Raw genomic sequence first — 17,004 nt, 5'->3', positions numbered from 1 at the left:
AAAAAATTTCCTATACAATTGTAACGCCTATATTTAATTAATTTGAGTAAACACTTGGTTTTAATACTCCTACATAAGGAAGATTACGGTACTGCTCTTTATAATCTAATCCATATCCTACAACAAATTCATGAGGAACAGTAAATCCAACATAATCTGCTTTCAGATCAACCTTACGGCCTGTTGGCTTATCTAATAACGTAACAATTTTTACAGATTTCGCTTTACGATATTTAAACAGGTCCACTAAATAGCTTAGTGTAAGACCGCTATCAATAATATCTTCAACGATTAAAATATCGCGACCTTCTACCGAAGTATCAAGATCTTTTAAGATTTTTACTTCGCCTGTCGAAACTGTAGAGTGACCGTAGCTAGATACAGCCATAAAATCCATTTCAAGATATGTATCTGTTCTCTTTAATAAATCTGCCATAAATGGCATTGCGCCCTTTAGTACACCAATCGCAAGAGGTATTGTATTTTTGTAATCCTCTGCAATAACTGCACCTAGTTCGTGCACCTTTTCTTGTATTTGTTCTTCAGAAATTAATACTTTTTCGATATCTTGATTCATCATTTCATTATCCTCCCGGAAGACTCCTTGCTTTTGTAGTGAATAATCATGTATTTACCCTTCTTTGCTAGCTCTTTCGAAGTAGCAAATGCAGATCGTTTCAACAAGGGTACCCAAATAATATTTCCACTTGCGTCACAAACGATCGGCCATTCTTCTCTTTTTTCTTTTGGTACTTTCGCTTCGATAAAAACAGCTTTTATCTTTTTTGTACCATCCATACCTTGCATTGACATGCGATCTCCATTTTCCCTAGACCGAATACGAAGTGGATACGATATATCATTATACTTAGCAACAAATACTGTTTCATTCATGTTACTCGGTATATCTTCGCTCACCTCTGTTACAAGTTTATCCCCATTCGGCAATATAATTGTCCCAGGTACTGATAAATCTTGCGAAAAAGGAGAAACAATTTCTTGTTTAAATCCAAAACCACATTCTTCGTATGTGCGAACAATTTTCAAACCACCTGGAAAATCTAGTGAACCTGAAGGTTGTGCCCGCTTAAAAAATTCAATCACCTTGTCAATATGTATAGAAGAAAGCGAAGATGGAATCTTATATTCATAAAGATAGTTTAATATTAGTTGAATCCCTCTTCTTTGTAAAGGCATAGACATGGATTCAAAGGCAGGAATTGATAAGCTAATTTGTTTATCGCTTTTTTTTGTAATTACTTTATTCATTTTCTCAAAAGCTAATTCCTGCAAATAAGCCTCATCCTCTTGCATCTGCACGCTAAATTTTTGAAATTTCTCATGCATTTGTGGATTTTCTTCTTTCAAATAAGGAAGGACATATTTACGTAATCGATTCCTTGTATATACTTCTTTTTTATTACTCGGATCTATACGCGGAATAACTTTTAATTTATTACAGTAATCAACAATTTCTTCCTTAGTTACCCCAAGTAACGGCCTAATTAAATATCCATTATGAAAAGATCGCTTCACTGCAATTCCTGCGTATCCTTTCGGAGTACTCCCTCGTACAAGGCGCATTAAAATCGTCTCTACTTGATCATCTCCATGGTGACCAAGAGCTACATATCTCGCATCATATTTCTTCATTATTCTTTCCAAAAATGCATATCTGCATTCTCTAGCTGCAACTTGTGCATTCATTCCATATTGCTGTTGATATTGCGACACATTAATCCTTAGCGTTTCACAAATAACTCCTAGCTCTTTGCAAAGACCCTGTACAAACTGTAAATCCTCATAAGATTCATTACCTCTAAACATATGGTCCACATGTGCTACTACAATTTCGAGCTGTTTTTCTGCCCTTTTTTCTAACAAATAATATAAAAGAGCCAAAGAGTCAGGACCACCAGAAACCCCTACAACAATTGTTGAATGTTTCTTTAATACATCATGCTGCTTTACAAAGTCATCTACTTTTTCAACAAATGCATCTTTCAACTTCGCAATCACCTTTCATTAAACAAGAACAACAACATTAGTTACCTTGTATATAATGGTACAACTTTTACAAACATTGTGCAAAAAAAAGATGTACAAAATCCACATTTTTATCTTACATCCCTCCTGTATATTTAACAAAATAATCGCATTACCTTTTTAATCAAAAAAACCTAGGCATCTACCTAGGTTTTTTGATTATTTTATTGCGCCTGCATTCCTACTATTGGAATCGTAGCCCACTTCGGCATATTTTTCTTTACTTTCGCCACCACAATAGTCATATCATCATTTATATAACCATCACCAGAGCGAATTACTTCTTCCATAATGATATCAGCAATTTCCTGTGGATCCTCTGTTTGTAGTTCTTTAATTTTACGTTTTATCCATAATTCATGATTCTCCACATGTTGCGCTCCCTCAAAAATGCCGTCACTCATCATGATAAGAAGATCACCCGTTTTTAATTGCTCACCAACCACATCAACTTCAACATCTTCAATGATTCCCATCGGTAAATTACTTGCCTCAATTTTCAAAATATTATTTCCACGTTTAACAAAACTCGGCGTCGATCCAATCTTTAAAAACTTCGCACTCGCATCCCGTAAATCTACCATAGCCAAGTCAAGCGTTGTATACATCTCCTCTGTCGTCCTTAAAGAAAGAATCGAATTGATGGACTTAATCGCTATTTCTTCATCAATACCTGATTGAAGTATCTTTTGTAATAATTTTACCGTTTCCCTACTCTCCATATGAGCCCTTTGTCCATTTCCCATACCATCACTAATCGCAAGTGCATATTTACCAACACTCAAATCCATCATCGCGTAGGAATCACCTGAAACAAACCCACCACCTTTTGCAGCTGTGGCCAATCCTGTATCAAGAGAATACGTCTTCGCTGAACCAAATGATATTAAACTGTGCCCATTTGGATATGAGGATTTCTCTTCATGCTTAACGACGATATTCTCTTTCAAAATATCTGAAAGCATTGGAGCAACCAACTTCTCACATTCCCCGTGTTCATTAGATGCAGCCGGAATCAACATTTCAATATCAATACTTCCTCTATCTAAACAATAAATATCAACATGCTCCACTTCGACACCAAAATCACGAAACGCTTGTAAAATTTGCTCCTCCTGTGCTTGATGGTTCTCTCTTTCTCGTTGTATCTCCTTAGCGAAATCCTCCATCACTTTTGATACACCTAGTAATTGCTCCGCTACAATTCTACGATTTTCCTTCATTTGTTTTCTTAATTTCTGCCCCTCATAGAAGTGATCTAATTCACCCGCTACTAAATCCGTTACTTTCTTCCCTCTCACACAATGCTTGTCCCATTCACGAACTAACTTCCGATTATGCTGCAGCGTTCCTTCTTCTGTTTCACTCATTATTTGTTTCATATAATCGTATGTTTTATCAAAATTAACTACCCAACATTGATCCTTCTTAAAGCATGTTTGACATGTTTTTGCAGTAATTGTACTTAAAAATAAATCAGCTTCTGTTTCTTTATCTTCCTCCTCCACATACCCATATACAGAAAAGCTATTGGACAAAGCAGCAAATACATTAGCAAATTGATTGATTTTGTTCGCTGTAACATCGCGCACTCTTCTTAAATATTGTTGTTGATCTTGTGAATGCTCCTGTGTACCTGGCATAAATTTAGCAATACGATCCATAACAAGCTTCGGTGTTAATAAGAAGAAAACAATTGCTACACCAGATTCAATTAAAGTTGTTACAATACTTGTTTGCTTGTCTACATATAATGTAATTAAGCTTGTACCAATTAATAAACCTAAACTAACTCCTATACGCTTCCCTTCTTTTAACAATCCCCCAAGCAATCCTGAAAAGGCAAGGAGACTAAGTTGAGACAAGCTAGCCACATTCGCTAAACTTAATATTAACCCAGTGACAACTCCTACTGTGGACCCTGTAGCTGCCCCTGCAATAAAGGCAAATACTAATACTAAATATCTAGTAAAAATATGTTGAATAGAAGCATCATAAACAAACCAATCCGTTGTGCCCGTTAAAACAGATGCTAGTAATATAATTAAACAAACAATTTCTTCTGTTTCTAACGCTTGTTGCTTCCCTTTCCTTTCCACTAAAAGCGGAACACTTTGTAAAAATATCATCGTTAATACGAAGCTAAGCCCCGCTTCGATCGTACTGACGAGCAGATCATACATGGTGACGGTTTGCTGTGCAAAATATACAACAACTAAATGTGCGGTTAATGCGGAGATAAATACTTGGAATGGTACAAGTCCAACAGTTTTACGTGTAAACCGACTAAAGAAGATATTATAAATAAAGAAGGTAAAGATAGATGCAAAAGTAAAAAATAAATTGTCTATTGAAACTGAAAGTGCCCCCCCCATTAGGGCTAAAAACGCGAGCGGCATTTTATCTCGCTTCATAACATAAACAGCAGCAAAAAACGGCAATGCAAACGGTAAAATGTTTGTTAATATATATGCTCGTCCCAAAAGAAAACCAATAACAGCAATAATGAATCCCCATCTAAAGAAAACTTGTTCAAACTTCATTCGCAACTTACTCGTCCACTTTATTGTTCCAAGCTGACTTTCATTCATCGCCAATGCACTTGTGTTCATAGTATTCCTTCCTGCTTTAGGCATATTTTTAACACCACCTGCATAGTTTAATTACTGTTATTATAAAAGATGATTATTGGGATTTTTGTCAAAACAACAGTTTTGACTTTTATAATCGTTCGACTTTTTATTCGAAATAAATCTACATATATACATAGTATTTAATTTATTTAAAGAAAGTTGAAAGAATGTTCAGAAAATATAGGGTGATTTTGTAGAAGTATTGTACGTCTTAATTTATATTTAACAAAAAAAGATCATGCAAATTTGCATGATCTTTTTAGATGACCCGTACGGGATTCGAACCCGTGTTACCGCCGTGAAAGGGCGGTGTCTTAACCACTTGACCAACGGGCCGTTAAATTAAATATAGCGGCGGAGGGGATCGAACCCCCGACCTCACGGGTATGAACCGTACGCTCTAGCCAGCTGAGCTACACCGCCATGTCGTCGTATTTAACGGACAATTAGTATCTTACATCAGATATGTTTTAAAGTCAACACATCTCAAAAACTTTTTTAAAAATATATTCTCTCACATAAAAAAGTACCCGAGTAATCACTCTGGGTACCTCTCTATATGTTAAGAATTAAACGGACTTATTATCCGCGACGTGCGCCACGGCCACCACGTTTAGATTCTGTGTTACGCTTTAAAGAAGTTAAACGATCTTCACTATCTTTTAAAAAGCGTGCCATCTTTTGCTCAAATGTTTCTTTTGGAGCTCGTTCGTTACCGCCACCGCGGTTATCTCTGTTGGAAGAACGATTATTATTACGTTGTGGACGTCCAGAACGTTGTTGATCACCACCACGTTGGTATTCACCACGTGGACGATCTCCTTCTGTTTTTTCACGTTCTTTCGCTTTCTTAATAGATAGGCCAATTTTGCCATCTTTTTCAACATTGATAACTTTTACTTCTACTTGGTCGCCTACTTTTAAGTGATCGTTAATATCTTTCACATAATTATCAGCAACTTCACTAATATGAACAAGACCTGTTAAGCCTTCTGGCAGCTCCACAAAAGCCCCAAAATTTGTAATACCTGTTACTTTACCCTGTAACTTGCTGCCTACCTCGATTGACATAAAAAAAATGCTCCTCCTTAGTGGTTAAAAAGTCAAATTTTACTTTATTATATATAATCCTAAAATACAGTGTCAATAAGACATACTCTACTTAGAAACAGGAAAAATTATCTCCCCTTTTCCGGAGAAGAAATAATCCCTTCTAGCAATCTTTAAAACGTACTCTTCATCATTCAACTTTTGAACTTCATCTTTTAGATTCTTTTCTTTTTTCGTTAATGAATCCAGTTCTTTTTTCATGTCCTTAACTTTCGCTTCTTTTGCTTTAATGGAACTGTTTTGTTGATAAAACGTCACACTAATACTAGCAATAATTGTAAAAGCAAAGACAAGAAAAACCGCTAAACGGCGATAAAGTCGCTTCCTGTTCTCATCCGTTTGTATTATATGTTCTTTAACAGGATTTGGACTCTGTTTTTCGATTGTTCTTTGTCTCAGTTCCCTCATTTCCGAGGTCCCCCTAACTTCTTTTTTATACGCACCCATAATTGGAAGATATGTCCCTTCAATTTTGCTACATATTGCAGGAACCCTACATGCTTCATTATAAAAAGTTTAACACGATTAGGGAGAAGTTTCCATATGAGCGAAGCAATAAACCGAACAGGCGAGAAAAAAACTTTCCATATGAAAAGTAATATCCAAATCACCATTTTCCATAACACATGTCCAATTGAAAGCAGTATACGAAATAAGAATAATATAAATGCAATAAATAGCTGTGCTATAATAATAACAGGTTTTATCATGAGTAGCTGTATAATTCGAACAAAAAATTGTGTTGTTTGTACAAAAATATAGATGAGAAAATTTAACATCTTCATGTATAGTGCTTTCAATAAGCTTTGATATGCTGCAAAACCACATAGTAACGCCAAAAATACATATATACGTAGTTCGGCTTCATTTACACGCAGTAATACATAAAAAACGAATAATGCTTGGACAATCCAAAATAGTATATCATGTATAAATACAAGCCAGCGTTTACGCTCTTGGCGTTTTAAAAACCGTTGGTATGTATCTAAAGAAGCACCAATCCAAGCACCCATTCCAATCATTGAAAGCATTGTATACAACTGAATTGTTAGGCTCATTTAAACAACTTACTAAAGAAGCCTTTAGTTTTCTCCCCTTGGTTCTCATCAATATACAGCATTTCATGAACTTTCCCTTTAATTGATACAACACCCTTTTCTACATCTAAATTCTTCATTTGCAAATTTTGACCACGAATTGTTAAAAAACCCATTACAGTCTCAAGTAAAAACTCTTCGCTATCAAAACTCTCTACTTGCTTTACACCAGTAATATCGATTACACGCCTGCCACGCATGATAATATCATGCTCTACAGAAACATTTTGTTGATTAGAAGACATAGGTGAGTAACCATTATTCACGAAAATCCCCCCATAGCTTTATACTAGCTAATAGTAATGTATGAGGGGCTAACCTATTTTAGAACAAGCCTTCTTCCGCTTTCACTTTTTCCTCACGAACGAGACTATACATGTTTGCTGCATCTTCTTTTTTAGTTGTTTCTTTCAATTCATTTACTTTCACAGTTACTATTTTTTGCCCGAAACGAATTGTTAATTCATCCTCTACCTTCACATCTGAACTCGCTTTTGCCACTTGGCCATTAATCGAAATTCTTCCTTGGTCAGACACTTCTTTTGCTAATGTTCTTCTTTTAATTAAACGTGATACTTTCAAAAATTTATCTAGACGCATATCAAATCCCCCTATTAACGCTCTGTTTGTTTTGCCTCTTCCCATAAAATATCTAACTGTTCTAATGATAAATCTTGCATTTCCTTATTCATTTCAGCTACTTTTGCTTCCATGTATAAAAAGCGAGCCATAAATTTCTCATTAGTTGAACGTAACGCTTCTTCTGGATCTAATTTATAATGACGAGCTATATTAACAAATGCAAATAGTAAATCACCAAATTCACCTAGCATCTTTTTCTCATCCATGTTTACAACTTCTTGTTGGAATTCTTGCCATTCTTCTAAGGCCTTCTCTATCATCGGCTGCACATCAACCCAATCAAATCCAACCTTTCCAGCTTTCTTCTGAATTTCATAAGCACGCATTAGCTGTGGCAAGCTTTTTGGAATACCCTCTAAAACAGATTCTTTCACGAATCCCTTTTCTTGTTTTTTAATTTCTTCCCAATTTGCAATCACTTCATCAGCATTATTTACATCCGTATTCCCAAACACATGCGGATGACGACGAACCATTTTCTCAGCTAAAGTCCGAATAATATCATCTATAGAGAACCAACCTTCATCCTCTCCAATTTGAGCATGAAGCATAACTTGTAATAATATATCACCCAGTTCTTCTACTAAATGATCATCATCCTCTTCATCAATTGCTTCTAGCACTTCATATGCTTCTTCAATTAAGTATTTCTTTAAAGATTGATGAGTTTGTTTTTTATCCCACGGGCAACCATTCGGTCCACGCAGTTCCGCAATAATTGCTCTAAGCACATCAAACTGCTGATACAAAGACGCACGTTCCTTAACCGGGGGTACATATACACTCGTTAAATTATTTAACTCCGTTTCATGATCTAACATGTATAACGGTACCTTTTTTACTTGCTCAAATGAAGTTCCTGCAGCTGTTACGATATACACTTCATAATCATCTGGCAACATCTCCATTAACATCAGTTTCACATCTGAAGCAACGAACGCATCATACACTTGGCAAAAGATTAAATGTTGACGTAATTCTAATTGTCCTCTTTCAAATGATGTAGCATCAATTAATTGGAACCCTTCAATCGGATCAATTTTTAGACTTGCAAACATCGGATCAAGGAAACTTTGTCCACCTTCAATTCGCACTTCAATATTTGCTACTTCTCCTTTTTCCAAAAGTAGCTGAACTGTTCTTTCTGCTACAAGCGGATGACCTGGAACAGCATAAATAATTTCTGCGCCTTTAGCCTGTTCTAGCAATGTATTCGCGATTGTTTCATATACGATTTCAAATGTATCATGTGCCTCATATACATTATCAAAGGCCGTATACTTTATAGCTTCTTTCTCCAATTCTTCTATAACTGGATGTTCCTTCGTTCTAACGAACATATGTTCCGATTCTTTTATCTTTCGATATACACCCATCGTTAACTGATCTAACTCACCAGCACCTAATCCTAAAATAGTAATAATTCCACTCACAACCAGTCACCTCTATCCACTCTTCTTCAATGAACCTTCTTTTTTCTCTTGTTTCATAACGGTTCCTAATTCTTCTTTTGTAAATACACGTAATTTTAAAATTAAAAACATATATGCTAATCCACCGATAGCTACACCTAACAGCGCTTCAAGCGTCGCAATCCCTCTATGTCCTGTATCAATTACTAATCCAGACATTCGCAATATACGCATAAAGATTATTAATACAAACCCCATACCGATACCACTAATAGCCACACCTAACATATTCCGCCTATCAATAAGCGGCTCCGATACAGCTCGCATAAGTAACACACTATTTAGCAAGGCAATTACAATAAGCGCAACTAAAGTTGCAATTGCAGCTCCCTTTACACCAAAATACGGCATTAATATATAGTTTAAAACTAACTTCAAACAACCTCCAAATACAACGAATATTGCTGGTTTTAATGTTTGTCCCACTCCTTGCAAAATAGAAGCAGTTGTAATTGACAATGAACTAAATAAAATAGATAAAGATAAAATCGATAACACATCTGATCCATCACTATTTTCAAACAACATAATATTTGTAGGTTGAATAATACAAGTTAATCCAATAGCAGCTGCAAATCCAATAACAAATGTTATTTTCATTGCTAATTTTACCTTTTCTTGAATAAATGAAAGATCTCCTCTTTCTTTCGCCGCTGTAATAATAGGAATAAGTGACAATGAGAAAGAAGTTGTCACAACAGTACCTAATTGCATAAGCGGGATACTTCTATCATAAACACCTTTTAGTACCTTTGCATTTTCAACTTGCTCTCCCGCGCGAATAAGCAAGGTATAAAAGGAAATAGAATCCGACATTTGTATAAAAATAAGGACTAAATTACTAACACAAATCGCTAATCCCTGCCAAAAAAGGATTCGAATAATCCTTTTTTTACCTCCAATTCTCTTCCAACTTTTAAAGAAAATAGCATGGAAATCATGACGCATATAAAGTAAAAGTACGATAATCCCAATAAGCCCGCCTGCAATTGAACCTAGCATAGCACCCGCACCAACTGTATATAAATCAAATCCATGAGCAATAAGGAATAGTGATAAAAATACAATAATAGAAACACGAATTGTTTGTTCAATTACTTGCGAAACAGCCGTCGGCATCATATTATTGAATCCTTGAAAATATCCTCTCGCTACAGATAAAAATGGCATTAGTAGGAATGAAAACGAAATAACACGTAATAACTTATCTAAATGTATATCGCCCATAGCCGATGCAATTGTTTCGGCCCCAAAGAATAATGTGAAAAAACCTATAAATCCAATTCCTAATAAAAACCAAAAAGATACACAAATAATTTCTTCTGCTTCTTTTTGTTTTCCTCGTTCTAATCTTTCTGCGACCATTTTTGAAATAATAATGGGAAACCCATAAGTGGCTAAAATTAAACAAAATCCATAAAATGGATAAATTTGTTGGTAAATATAAAAACCAACATCACCCGCTATATTTTGATATGGAATACGGTAAAAAGCGCTTAATACCTTTGTAACAAAACTTGCGATTGTTAATATAATAGCCCCACGCCAAAAGGCTTGGTACTTCTTCGCTTCCATACAAGAAAACTCCTTTTTCTATTCTCACCCCTCGTATTATATCACAAAGAAAAACTGTCTCTCCTTCATATTCCTTACATTCACTGACTTCTTTCAACAGCAAAAATACTCAATGAAAAAAGGTAGCAAAGCGCTACCTTCATTCAATGCTTATATCTCCAAATAGTTAATTTCTCAAATAGAAATATCATAATTAGGAAAGATTGCTACTTATAGAAATTACACTTCACTACTGCTCCATTTGTTTCGCTAAAAAGCTTGCAGCTGTATTTACTGACTTATGCTCTACTTCACTTATAATAGCCTCTTTAGAGAAGATAACAACAGCCCCAATTGGATCCCCATTCGCAACAATCGGGCCAATTGTATAGGAGATGACTTTTTCTGTTACTCCATCAATAATTGAAATTTCACTTTCATCTGTCATAATTACAGACTTGCGCTCTTCCATTGTCTTCTCAATTAAATCGCCAACACTTTTATTTAAGTATTCTTTTTTAGATACGCCTGCTACTGCGATAATAGAATCACGATCGCATACAAGCACATTATGTCCTAAGCTATCATATAAAGCTTCCGTATATTCTTTTGCAAAATTACCTAGTTCACTAATCGGAGAATATTTCTTTAAAATGACTTCTCCATCGCGATCAACAAATATTTCTAGTGGGTCCCCTTCTCGAATACGTAAAGTTCTACGAATTTCCTTTGGGATTACTACCCTGCCTAAATCATCAATTCGACGTACGATTCCAGTTGCTTTCATTCTATGCTGCCTCACTTTCTACTGATGATCAAAGTGGTGAATTTACCTGTTCATGTAAAAATCACCAACTATTAAACATAGTATTTTACACATTAGTTCTTCTATGCACGTCGAATTGTATTTTTTATCTTATATTAGGCATTTATTACTTCTTTTTTTACATCTGGTAAGCCTTTTAATAAATTTTCAGCAATTGTTAACCATTTCGATGTCTCTAATCCATTCGTTTTCATCACAATTTTCAATTGTGACCCCTCCATACCAAGACCGATCATACGACCAAAACTACTTCCTAGCATGAATAATTTTCCACCATCTATATTTTGGCTCGCTTGTTCAGAAAACAGGAATGTTACTTCAAACTTATTTTGCTTAATTAACTCAATTTGTTCTTTCATCGCCAACACTTTAATGTTTGCAATTTGTAATAAATAACCAACTTCTTGTGGATAATCACCAAATCTGTCGATCATCTCTTCCTGCAACTCTTCAATATCTTCAATTGCAGAAATACCTCTAAATTGTTTATACATCATAATTTTTTGTTTACTATCTGAAATATACGCATCCGGTAAATATGCGTCTACTTCTAAATCAATTTCAACATTAACGGTATTTTCAACTCCATCTGTCCCTCTACGTTGCTCAATTGCATCTTTTAACATTTGAGAATATAGATCAAATCCGACAGAATCAATAAATCCATGTTGTTCTGCCCCTAACAAATTACCCGCACCACGAATTGATAAGTCTCTCATCGCAATTTTGAAACCAGATCCAAGCTCTGTAAACTCTTTAATTGCCTGCAGACGCCTCTCTGCAACTTCCGATAACACTTTATCACGTTTGTATGCAAAGTAGGCATACGCGACGCGATTAGAACGTCCAACACGCCCACGAAGCTGATACAACTGCGATAATCCCATACGATCTGCATCAAATACAATTAATGTATTTACATTCGGAATATCTACACCCGTCTCGATAATTGTTGTACTTACAAGAACATCATGCTGCCCTTCTAAAAACGATAGCATAACAGACTCTAATTCACCTTCATTCATTTTCCCATGTGCGTATGTTACACGAGCATCTGGAACTAACATCGAAATTTCATCTGCTTTTCTTTCAATATCCTCCACACGGTTATATAGGAAGTAAATTTGACCGCCTCTTGCCAACTCTCGCTCTATCGCTTCTCTCATTAACGCTGGATTATACTCTACTACATATGTTTGTACTGGGAAACGATTCTCTGGTGGTGTCTCAATAACAGATAAATCGCGCACACCAAGCATAGACATATGAAGTGTACGTGGAATCGGAGTTGCCGTTAATGTTAACACGTCAACATTTGCTTTCAATTGTTTAATTTTTTCTTTATGTGTAACGCCGAATCTTTGTTCTTCATCAATAATAAGAAGTCCTAAATCTTTATACGTAACATCTTTAGATAAAATACGATGTGTTCCGATTACAATATCCACCGTTCCATCTTTTAAACCTTTAATCGTTTCATTTTGTTGTTTTCGTGTGCGGAATCTACTTAGTAACCCTATATTAATCGGGTAATCTTGAAAACGCTCTCGAATTGTTTCATAGTGTTGTTGTGCAAGGATTGTTGTCGGTACTAAAATCGCAACTTGTTTTTCATCCATAATTGCTTTAAATGCCGCACGAATAGCTACTTCAGTCTTTCCATATCCTACGTCGCCACAAAGAAGCCTATCCATCGGACGTCCGCGTTCCATATCTTTCTTAATCTCTTCAATAGAACGTAATTGATCCTCTGTCTCTTGATATGGGAAAGAGGATTCAAATTCCTGTTGTTCTGCCGTATCTGGTGTATATGCATAACCTTTCGAAGCTTCACGCTCGGCATATAATTTAATTAGATCATCTGCAATGTCTTGTACAGATTTTTCAACTTTCGTTTTGACCTTCTTCCAATCATTTCCGCCTAATTTATAAACTTTTGGATCCTTACCTTCAGACCCTACGTATTTTTGCACTTGATCAATTTGTTCAATTGGAACGTATAACTTATCATTACCTTGATATTTAATATTTAAATAATCTTTATGAACACCATTAATCTCTAATGTCTCAATACCTAAAAATTTACCTATACCATGATTTACATGAACTACATGGTCTCCAACTTTTAATTCCGAATAACTTTTAATACGTTCAGCGTTAGATAACTTTTGCTTACGTTGTGATTTTTTAACCTTCTTATGAAAAAGCTCTTTTTCAGTAATGACAACAAACTTTTGCATCGGCATTTCAAAGCCTGCATGTAAATCACCTACAGCAATTTGTAACCTTCCAGGCAATAAGACATCTGTGGCCTCTACAATATCTGCATCAATATCATAATCACTTAAAATATGTTGTAGTTTTTTTACGCGTTCCTCATCTGTTCCAAGCACAACGGTCGTAAAATGCCCTTCATTCCATCTATCAATTTCAGTTTTTAACAACTGCATCTGTCCGTGGAAATCTTGCATCGTTTTACATGTCACATTCACAATGTTTTGAGGATGTGTGTGTGCTATATGGCGTAAGAATAACGTTAAATATACAAAACTTCTTTTTTTATTATGAAGAAATTCCTCAAATGAGTGGGAGAAAGATAAATCCTGAATAATTGTTCCTTCGCCAAGAAGTGAGATATACCATTCCGCTTCTTCGGTTTCAAGATGTGATGCTGTTTCTTGAATACGGGAAATCTCATCTAAAATTACAACACCGTTTTCTGGTAAATAATCTATCAGACTAGCAGGTTCTTTATAGAAAATAGATAAATATTTAAACATTTGTTCTATACTTTGCCCGTTTTTCAACATTTCAATTTCATGACTAACTGTCTCAAGCACAGCAGTCTTTAATTTATCATCGGAAAGCTTTTGCATCGTCTTAGTCAAACCTTCTTCAAGACGCTTAATTCCCGATTTCAATTCTTCCTGTGAAAATAAAAACTCTGTTGCCGGACCAAACCGAACACTTTCCCTTTTATCTTGAGAGCGCTGTTCTTCCACATCAAATAATCGAATAGAATCAACCTGTGTATCAAAGAATTCAATACGAAATGGTAATTCTTCAGTTAATGGGTAAATATCTAATATTCCCCCGCGCAAACTAAACTCTCCTGGAGCTTCTACCATCGACTTACGCTCGTAGCCAATATGATGTAAGGTATGCAAGAGCGCATCTAAATCAATCTCTTGCCCTAGATTGATTTCAATTTGCCTTTGCTTCCATAATTCTTTTATTGGTAAAAACCTACGCAGCCCTGCAACTGGCGCTACAATAATCCCATTCTCTCCCGCCGCTAAGCGATTTAACACTTCAATACGCTGCGCCTTCAATTCTGGACTTGCAACACCAACTTCCGATGCTATCAATTCATTTACCGGATATAGCCAAACATCTTTTTCACCAAGTAACGCCACTAAATCTTCATGTACTTTTTGTGCTTGGTATAAATTGTGCGTCACAATAAGTTGTGATTGCTTTGTTTTTTTATATAAAGCTGCCATTAATAATGAACGAGAGGATGTTGCCATACCCGATACAAGTTGTTCTTTCAACCCATCTTCTAGCCCATTAATAACCGATTGTATTTCTTCATTTTTATAAAATTGCTCTAATAAACCTATCATTTTCAAAACTCCTCTCAACATAAAGAGCAAGTTACTATATTTTATGCAAATATTTTGGAAAAAGAAAACAGAAAAATGCTTTGGACATGCCAAAGCGACAACATTTTATTGCAGAAATTTTTCATATTCATAATACTCAGGATAAGATGCGAGCGTTTCTTGACACGATTCGCAAATCGTTTTTATATATATATTTCCATTCTCATGAAAATGAATCATATCCACTACTTCTTGCTCTGTTAGTTGAAACAAAACGTCGCTATATACTTTTTCTGCGATAATGGAGCCCACATTACTTCCGCAATGTCTACAGTAATAATAACCTTCCATACTAGCCTCCTAAATATCCAATTGCTACTAGTATGGGATAAAACAAAATAAAATATTCCAGATTGTGCGCTTAACTATTAAAAGTATTCATGATTTGGAGAAAAGGTTTATTTAACCATTCCTCACATGCATCTGCTGCATTTTCAATGGATTGATTAACGCCAGATATTTCTTCAGATGTAAAACGTCCTAATACGTAATCCACTACTTTCATCCCATTTTTCGGACGATCGATTCCCATACGGATACGTTGAAATTCTTGTGTTCCTAAATGTGAAATTGTTGATTTCACACCATTATGTCCACCCGCACTACCTTTCATGCGAAGGCGTAACTTACCTACAGGAATATCTAAATCATCGTACATAACAATGAAGTCCTCAACATCAATTTTATAATAATCCATGAGCGGACGAATACTTTCCCCAGATAAATTCATATATGTAAGTGGCTTTAGTAAGATTACTTTTTCCCCATTAACAAAGCCAGCGCCAAATACTCCTTTAAACTTTTGTTCATTCAAAGAAATACTCCAACGCTTTGCAAGTTCATCAATCGCCATAAATCCAATATTATGCCTTGTTAATTCATATTCTCTACCTGGGTTCCCAAGTCCTACTATTAATTTCATTCTTGTACCACTACTTTCTTTTTTCGATACGAAAAGACGTAACCAAGCTTGGTTACGTCTCATTCTATCCAATTAATTGAATAATACACTTACAGATTCTTCTTCGTATACACGAATGATTGCTTCTCCGATTAATGGAGCAACTGAAAGTTCATGTACTTTATCAATTTTCTTCTCTTCTGGTAATACAATAGAGTTCGTTACAACTAACTCTTTAATATTCGAATTTTGAATACGCTCAATTGCTGGGCCAGATAATACTGGGTGTGTACAGCAAGCATATACTTCAGAAGCACCGTTCTCAACAAGAGCGTTTGCCGCTAATGTAATTGTACCAGCTGTATCAATGATGTCATCAATTAAAATTGCTGTTTTGCCTTCAATGTTACCGATAATGTTCATTACCTCCGATACATTCGGACGAGGACGACGCTTATCAATAATAGCGATTGGCGCTTTTAGGCGATCCGCCATTTTTCTAGCACGCGTTACACCACCGTGATCAGGAGATACGATTACGATATCTTTAAGGCCTTTTGCTTCAAAGTAATCTGAAAGAATCGGTACACCCATTAAGTGGTCGATCGGGATATCAAAGAATCCTTGAATTTGTGGAGCATGTAAATCTAGAGTGATTACACGAGTTGCACCTGCTGTTTCAAGCAAGTTTGCTACAAGTTTCGATGTAATTGGTTCACGAGAACGCGCTTTACGGTCTTGACGCGCATAACCATAGTAAGGAATAACAATATTAATTGTTTTTGCAGATGCACGTTTCAATGCATCAATCATAATAAGTAATTCCATGATATGTTCGTTTACTGGGAAGCTTGTAGATTGAATAATGAATACATCGCAACCACGGATACTTTCTTCAATGTTAATTTGAACTTCTCCATCACTAAAACGATCAACAGAACATTTTCCTAGTCCTACTCCAATATGCTTTGCGATTTGCTCAGCAAGTTCCTTATTAGAGTTTAAAGAGAATACTTTCAAATTAGAATTTAGATATTGAGTCGACATCTAGATTAACC

The 17,004-nt window shown here is 35.5% G+C and carries 15 protein-coding genes and 2 tRNA genes; all 17 read right to left on the bottom strand.

Annotation, left to right across the window (positions count from 1 at the left end; genetic code table 11):
* Window positions 1–37: 37 nt before the first annotated feature.
* The 17 genes from hpt to MHB76_RS00285 all read right to left on the bottom strand — a co-directional run bounded on the left by hpt (window position 38) and on the right by MHB76_RS00285 (window position 16,993).
* Complete coding sequence (gene hpt / locus MHB76_RS00365; protein WP_002107307.1) at window positions 38–580, bottom strand: hypoxanthine phosphoribosyltransferase; 543 nt, start codon at window positions 578–580, stop codon at window positions 38–40.
* Window positions 577–2,007, bottom strand: coding sequence for a tRNA lysidine(34) synthetase TilS (gene tilS, locus MHB76_RS00360; RefSeq protein ID WP_002107305.1), 1,431 nt, complete (start codon window positions 2,005–2,007; stop codon window positions 577–579). The genes hpt and tilS overlap by 4 nt, the downstream gene beginning before the upstream one ends.
* 203 nt (window positions 2,008–2,210) lie before the next feature.
* Window positions 2,211–4,682, bottom strand: coding sequence for a stage II sporulation protein E (gene spoIIE, locus MHB76_RS00355; RefSeq protein ID WP_002107303.1), 2,472 nt, complete (start codon window positions 4,680–4,682; stop codon window positions 2,211–2,213).
* Window positions 4,683–4,943: 261 nt separating this feature from the next.
* Window positions 4,944–5,015, bottom strand: a tRNA-Glu gene (locus MHB76_RS00350).
* A gap of 13 nt (window positions 5,016–5,028) precedes the next feature.
* Window positions 5,029–5,102: transfer RNA gene (locus tag MHB76_RS00345), tRNA-Met, on the bottom strand.
* Window positions 5,103–5,261: 159 nt separating this feature from the next.
* Entirely contained in the window at window positions 5,262–5,750 is a 489-nt protein-coding gene (locus tag MHB76_RS00340) for a S1 domain-containing RNA-binding protein (protein ID WP_002063394.1), read from the bottom strand.
* An 87-nt stretch (window positions 5,751–5,837) separates the two neighbouring features.
* Window positions 5,838–6,197 (bottom strand): cell division protein DivIC, encoded by a 360-nt coding sequence (gene divIC, locus MHB76_RS00335; RefSeq protein ID WP_002124547.1) that lies wholly within the window; start codon window positions 6,195–6,197, stop codon window positions 5,838–5,840.
* The gene (yabQ, locus tag MHB76_RS00330) at window positions 6,194–6,847 is read right to left on the bottom strand and encodes a spore cortex biosynthesis protein YabQ (protein ID WP_002091573.1); all 654 of its coding nucleotides are present in this window, start codon (window positions 6,845–6,847) and stop codon (window positions 6,194–6,196) included. The genes divIC and yabQ overlap by 4 nt, the downstream gene beginning before the upstream one ends.
* Complete coding sequence (gene yabP / locus MHB76_RS00325; protein WP_001059101.1) at window positions 6,844–7,152, bottom strand: sporulation protein YabP; 309 nt, start codon at window positions 7,150–7,152, stop codon at window positions 6,844–6,846. The genes yabQ and yabP overlap by 4 nt, the downstream gene beginning before the upstream one ends.
* 58 nt (window positions 7,153–7,210) lie before the next feature.
* Complete coding sequence (locus MHB76_RS00320; protein WP_002009677.1) at window positions 7,211–7,486, bottom strand: RNA-binding S4 domain-containing protein; 276 nt, start codon at window positions 7,484–7,486, stop codon at window positions 7,211–7,213.
* 14 nt (window positions 7,487–7,500) lie between these two features.
* Window positions 7,501–8,961: a nucleoside triphosphate pyrophosphohydrolase gene (mazG, locus tag MHB76_RS00315; RefSeq protein WP_002159632.1), complete on the bottom strand. Its 1,461-nt coding sequence runs from the start codon at window positions 8,959–8,961 to the stop codon at window positions 7,501–7,503.
* Window positions 8,962–8,973: 12 nt separating this feature from the next.
* Window positions 8,974–10,575, bottom strand: a complete 1,602-nt coding sequence (locus MHB76_RS00310) for a putative polysaccharide biosynthesis protein (RefSeq protein WP_078173484.1) — start codon at window positions 10,573–10,575, stop codon at window positions 8,974–8,976.
* A 229-nt stretch (window positions 10,576–10,804) separates the two neighbouring features.
* On the bottom strand, window positions 10,805–11,341 hold the full coding sequence (gene spoVT, locus MHB76_RS00305; RefSeq protein ID WP_016106817.1) for a stage V sporulation protein T: 537 nt from the start codon (window positions 11,339–11,341) through the stop codon (window positions 10,805–10,807).
* Between the two features lie 134 nt (window positions 11,342–11,475).
* Entirely contained in the window at window positions 11,476–15,006 is a 3,531-nt protein-coding gene (gene mfd / locus MHB76_RS00300) for a transcription-repair coupling factor (protein ID WP_078173485.1), read from the bottom strand.
* 105 nt (window positions 15,007–15,111) lie between these two features.
* Entirely contained in the window at window positions 15,112–15,336 is a 225-nt protein-coding gene (locus tag MHB76_RS00295) for an anti-sigma-F factor Fin family protein (RefSeq protein ID WP_002091576.1), read from the bottom strand.
* A gap of 70 nt (window positions 15,337–15,406) precedes the next feature.
* Window positions 15,407–15,967 carry an aminoacyl-tRNA hydrolase gene (gene pth / locus MHB76_RS00290; RefSeq protein WP_002144538.1) on the bottom strand — a complete coding sequence of 187 codons (561 nt, stop codon included), beginning with the start codon at window positions 15,965–15,967 and terminating at the stop codon, window positions 15,407–15,409.
* A 72-nt stretch (window positions 15,968–16,039) separates the two neighbouring features.
* A complete protein-coding gene (locus tag MHB76_RS00285; RefSeq protein WP_002091580.1) occupies window positions 16,040–16,993 on the bottom strand; it encodes a ribose-phosphate diphosphokinase in 954 nt (317 codons plus the stop codon).
* Window positions 16,994–17,004 lie beyond the last annotated feature (11 nt).

The organism is Bacillus sp. FSL M7-1345, assembly GCF_038006985.1.
GTDB lineage: Bacteria > Bacillota > Bacilli > Bacillales > Bacillaceae_G > Bacillus_A > Bacillus_A cereus_U.
Note: the sequence above shows the minus strand (reverse complement) of the source record. Positions and strands in the feature narration are given on the sequence as shown.

What these genes read in the sequence shown, in the direction of transcription:
- MHB76_RS00320 (WP_002009677.1), bottom strand. Translation starts at nt 7,486, where the DNA reads ATGCGTCTAGATAAATTTTTGAAAGTATCACGTTTAATTAAAAGAAGA.
- MHB76_RS00310 (WP_078173484.1), bottom strand. Translation starts at nt 10,575, where the DNA reads ATGGAAGCGAAGAAGTACCAAGCCTTTTGGCGTGGGGCTATTATATTA.
- yabQ (WP_002091573.1), bottom strand. Translation starts at nt 6,847, where the DNA reads ATGAGCCTAACAATTCAGTTGTATACAATGCTTTCAATGATTGGAATG.
- divIC (WP_002124547.1), bottom strand. Translation starts at nt 6,197, where the DNA reads ATGAGGGAACTGAGACAAAGAACAATCGAAAAACAGAGTCCAAATCCT.
- MHB76_RS00295 (WP_002091576.1), bottom strand. Translation starts at nt 15,336, where the DNA reads ATGGAAGGTTATTATTACTGTAGACATTGCGGAAGTAATGTGGGCTCC.
- hpt (WP_002107307.1), bottom strand. Translation starts at nt 580, where the DNA reads ATGATGAATCAAGATATCGAAAAAGTATTAATTTCTGAAGAACAAATA.
- spoIIE (WP_002107303.1), bottom strand. Translation starts at nt 4,682, where the DNA reads ATGCCTAAAGCAGGAAGGAATACTATGAACACAAGTGCATTGGCGATG.
- MHB76_RS00340 (WP_002063394.1), bottom strand. Translation starts at nt 5,750, where the DNA reads ATGTCAATCGAGGTAGGCAGCAAGTTACAGGGTAAAGTAACAGGTATT.
- mfd (WP_078173485.1), bottom strand. Translation starts at nt 15,006, where the DNA reads ATGATAGGTTTATTAGAGCAATTTTATAAAAATGAAGAAATACAATCG.
- spoVT (WP_016106817.1), bottom strand. Translation starts at nt 11,341, where the DNA reads ATGAAAGCAACTGGAATCGTACGTCGAATTGATGATTTAGGCAGGGTA.
- pth (WP_002144538.1), bottom strand. Translation starts at nt 15,967, where the DNA reads ATGAAATTAATAGTAGGACTTGGGAACCCAGGTAGAGAATATGAATTA.
- MHB76_RS00285 (WP_002091580.1), bottom strand. Translation starts at nt 16,993, where the DNA reads ATGTCGACTCAATATCTAAATTCTAATTTGAAAGTATTCTCTTTAAAC.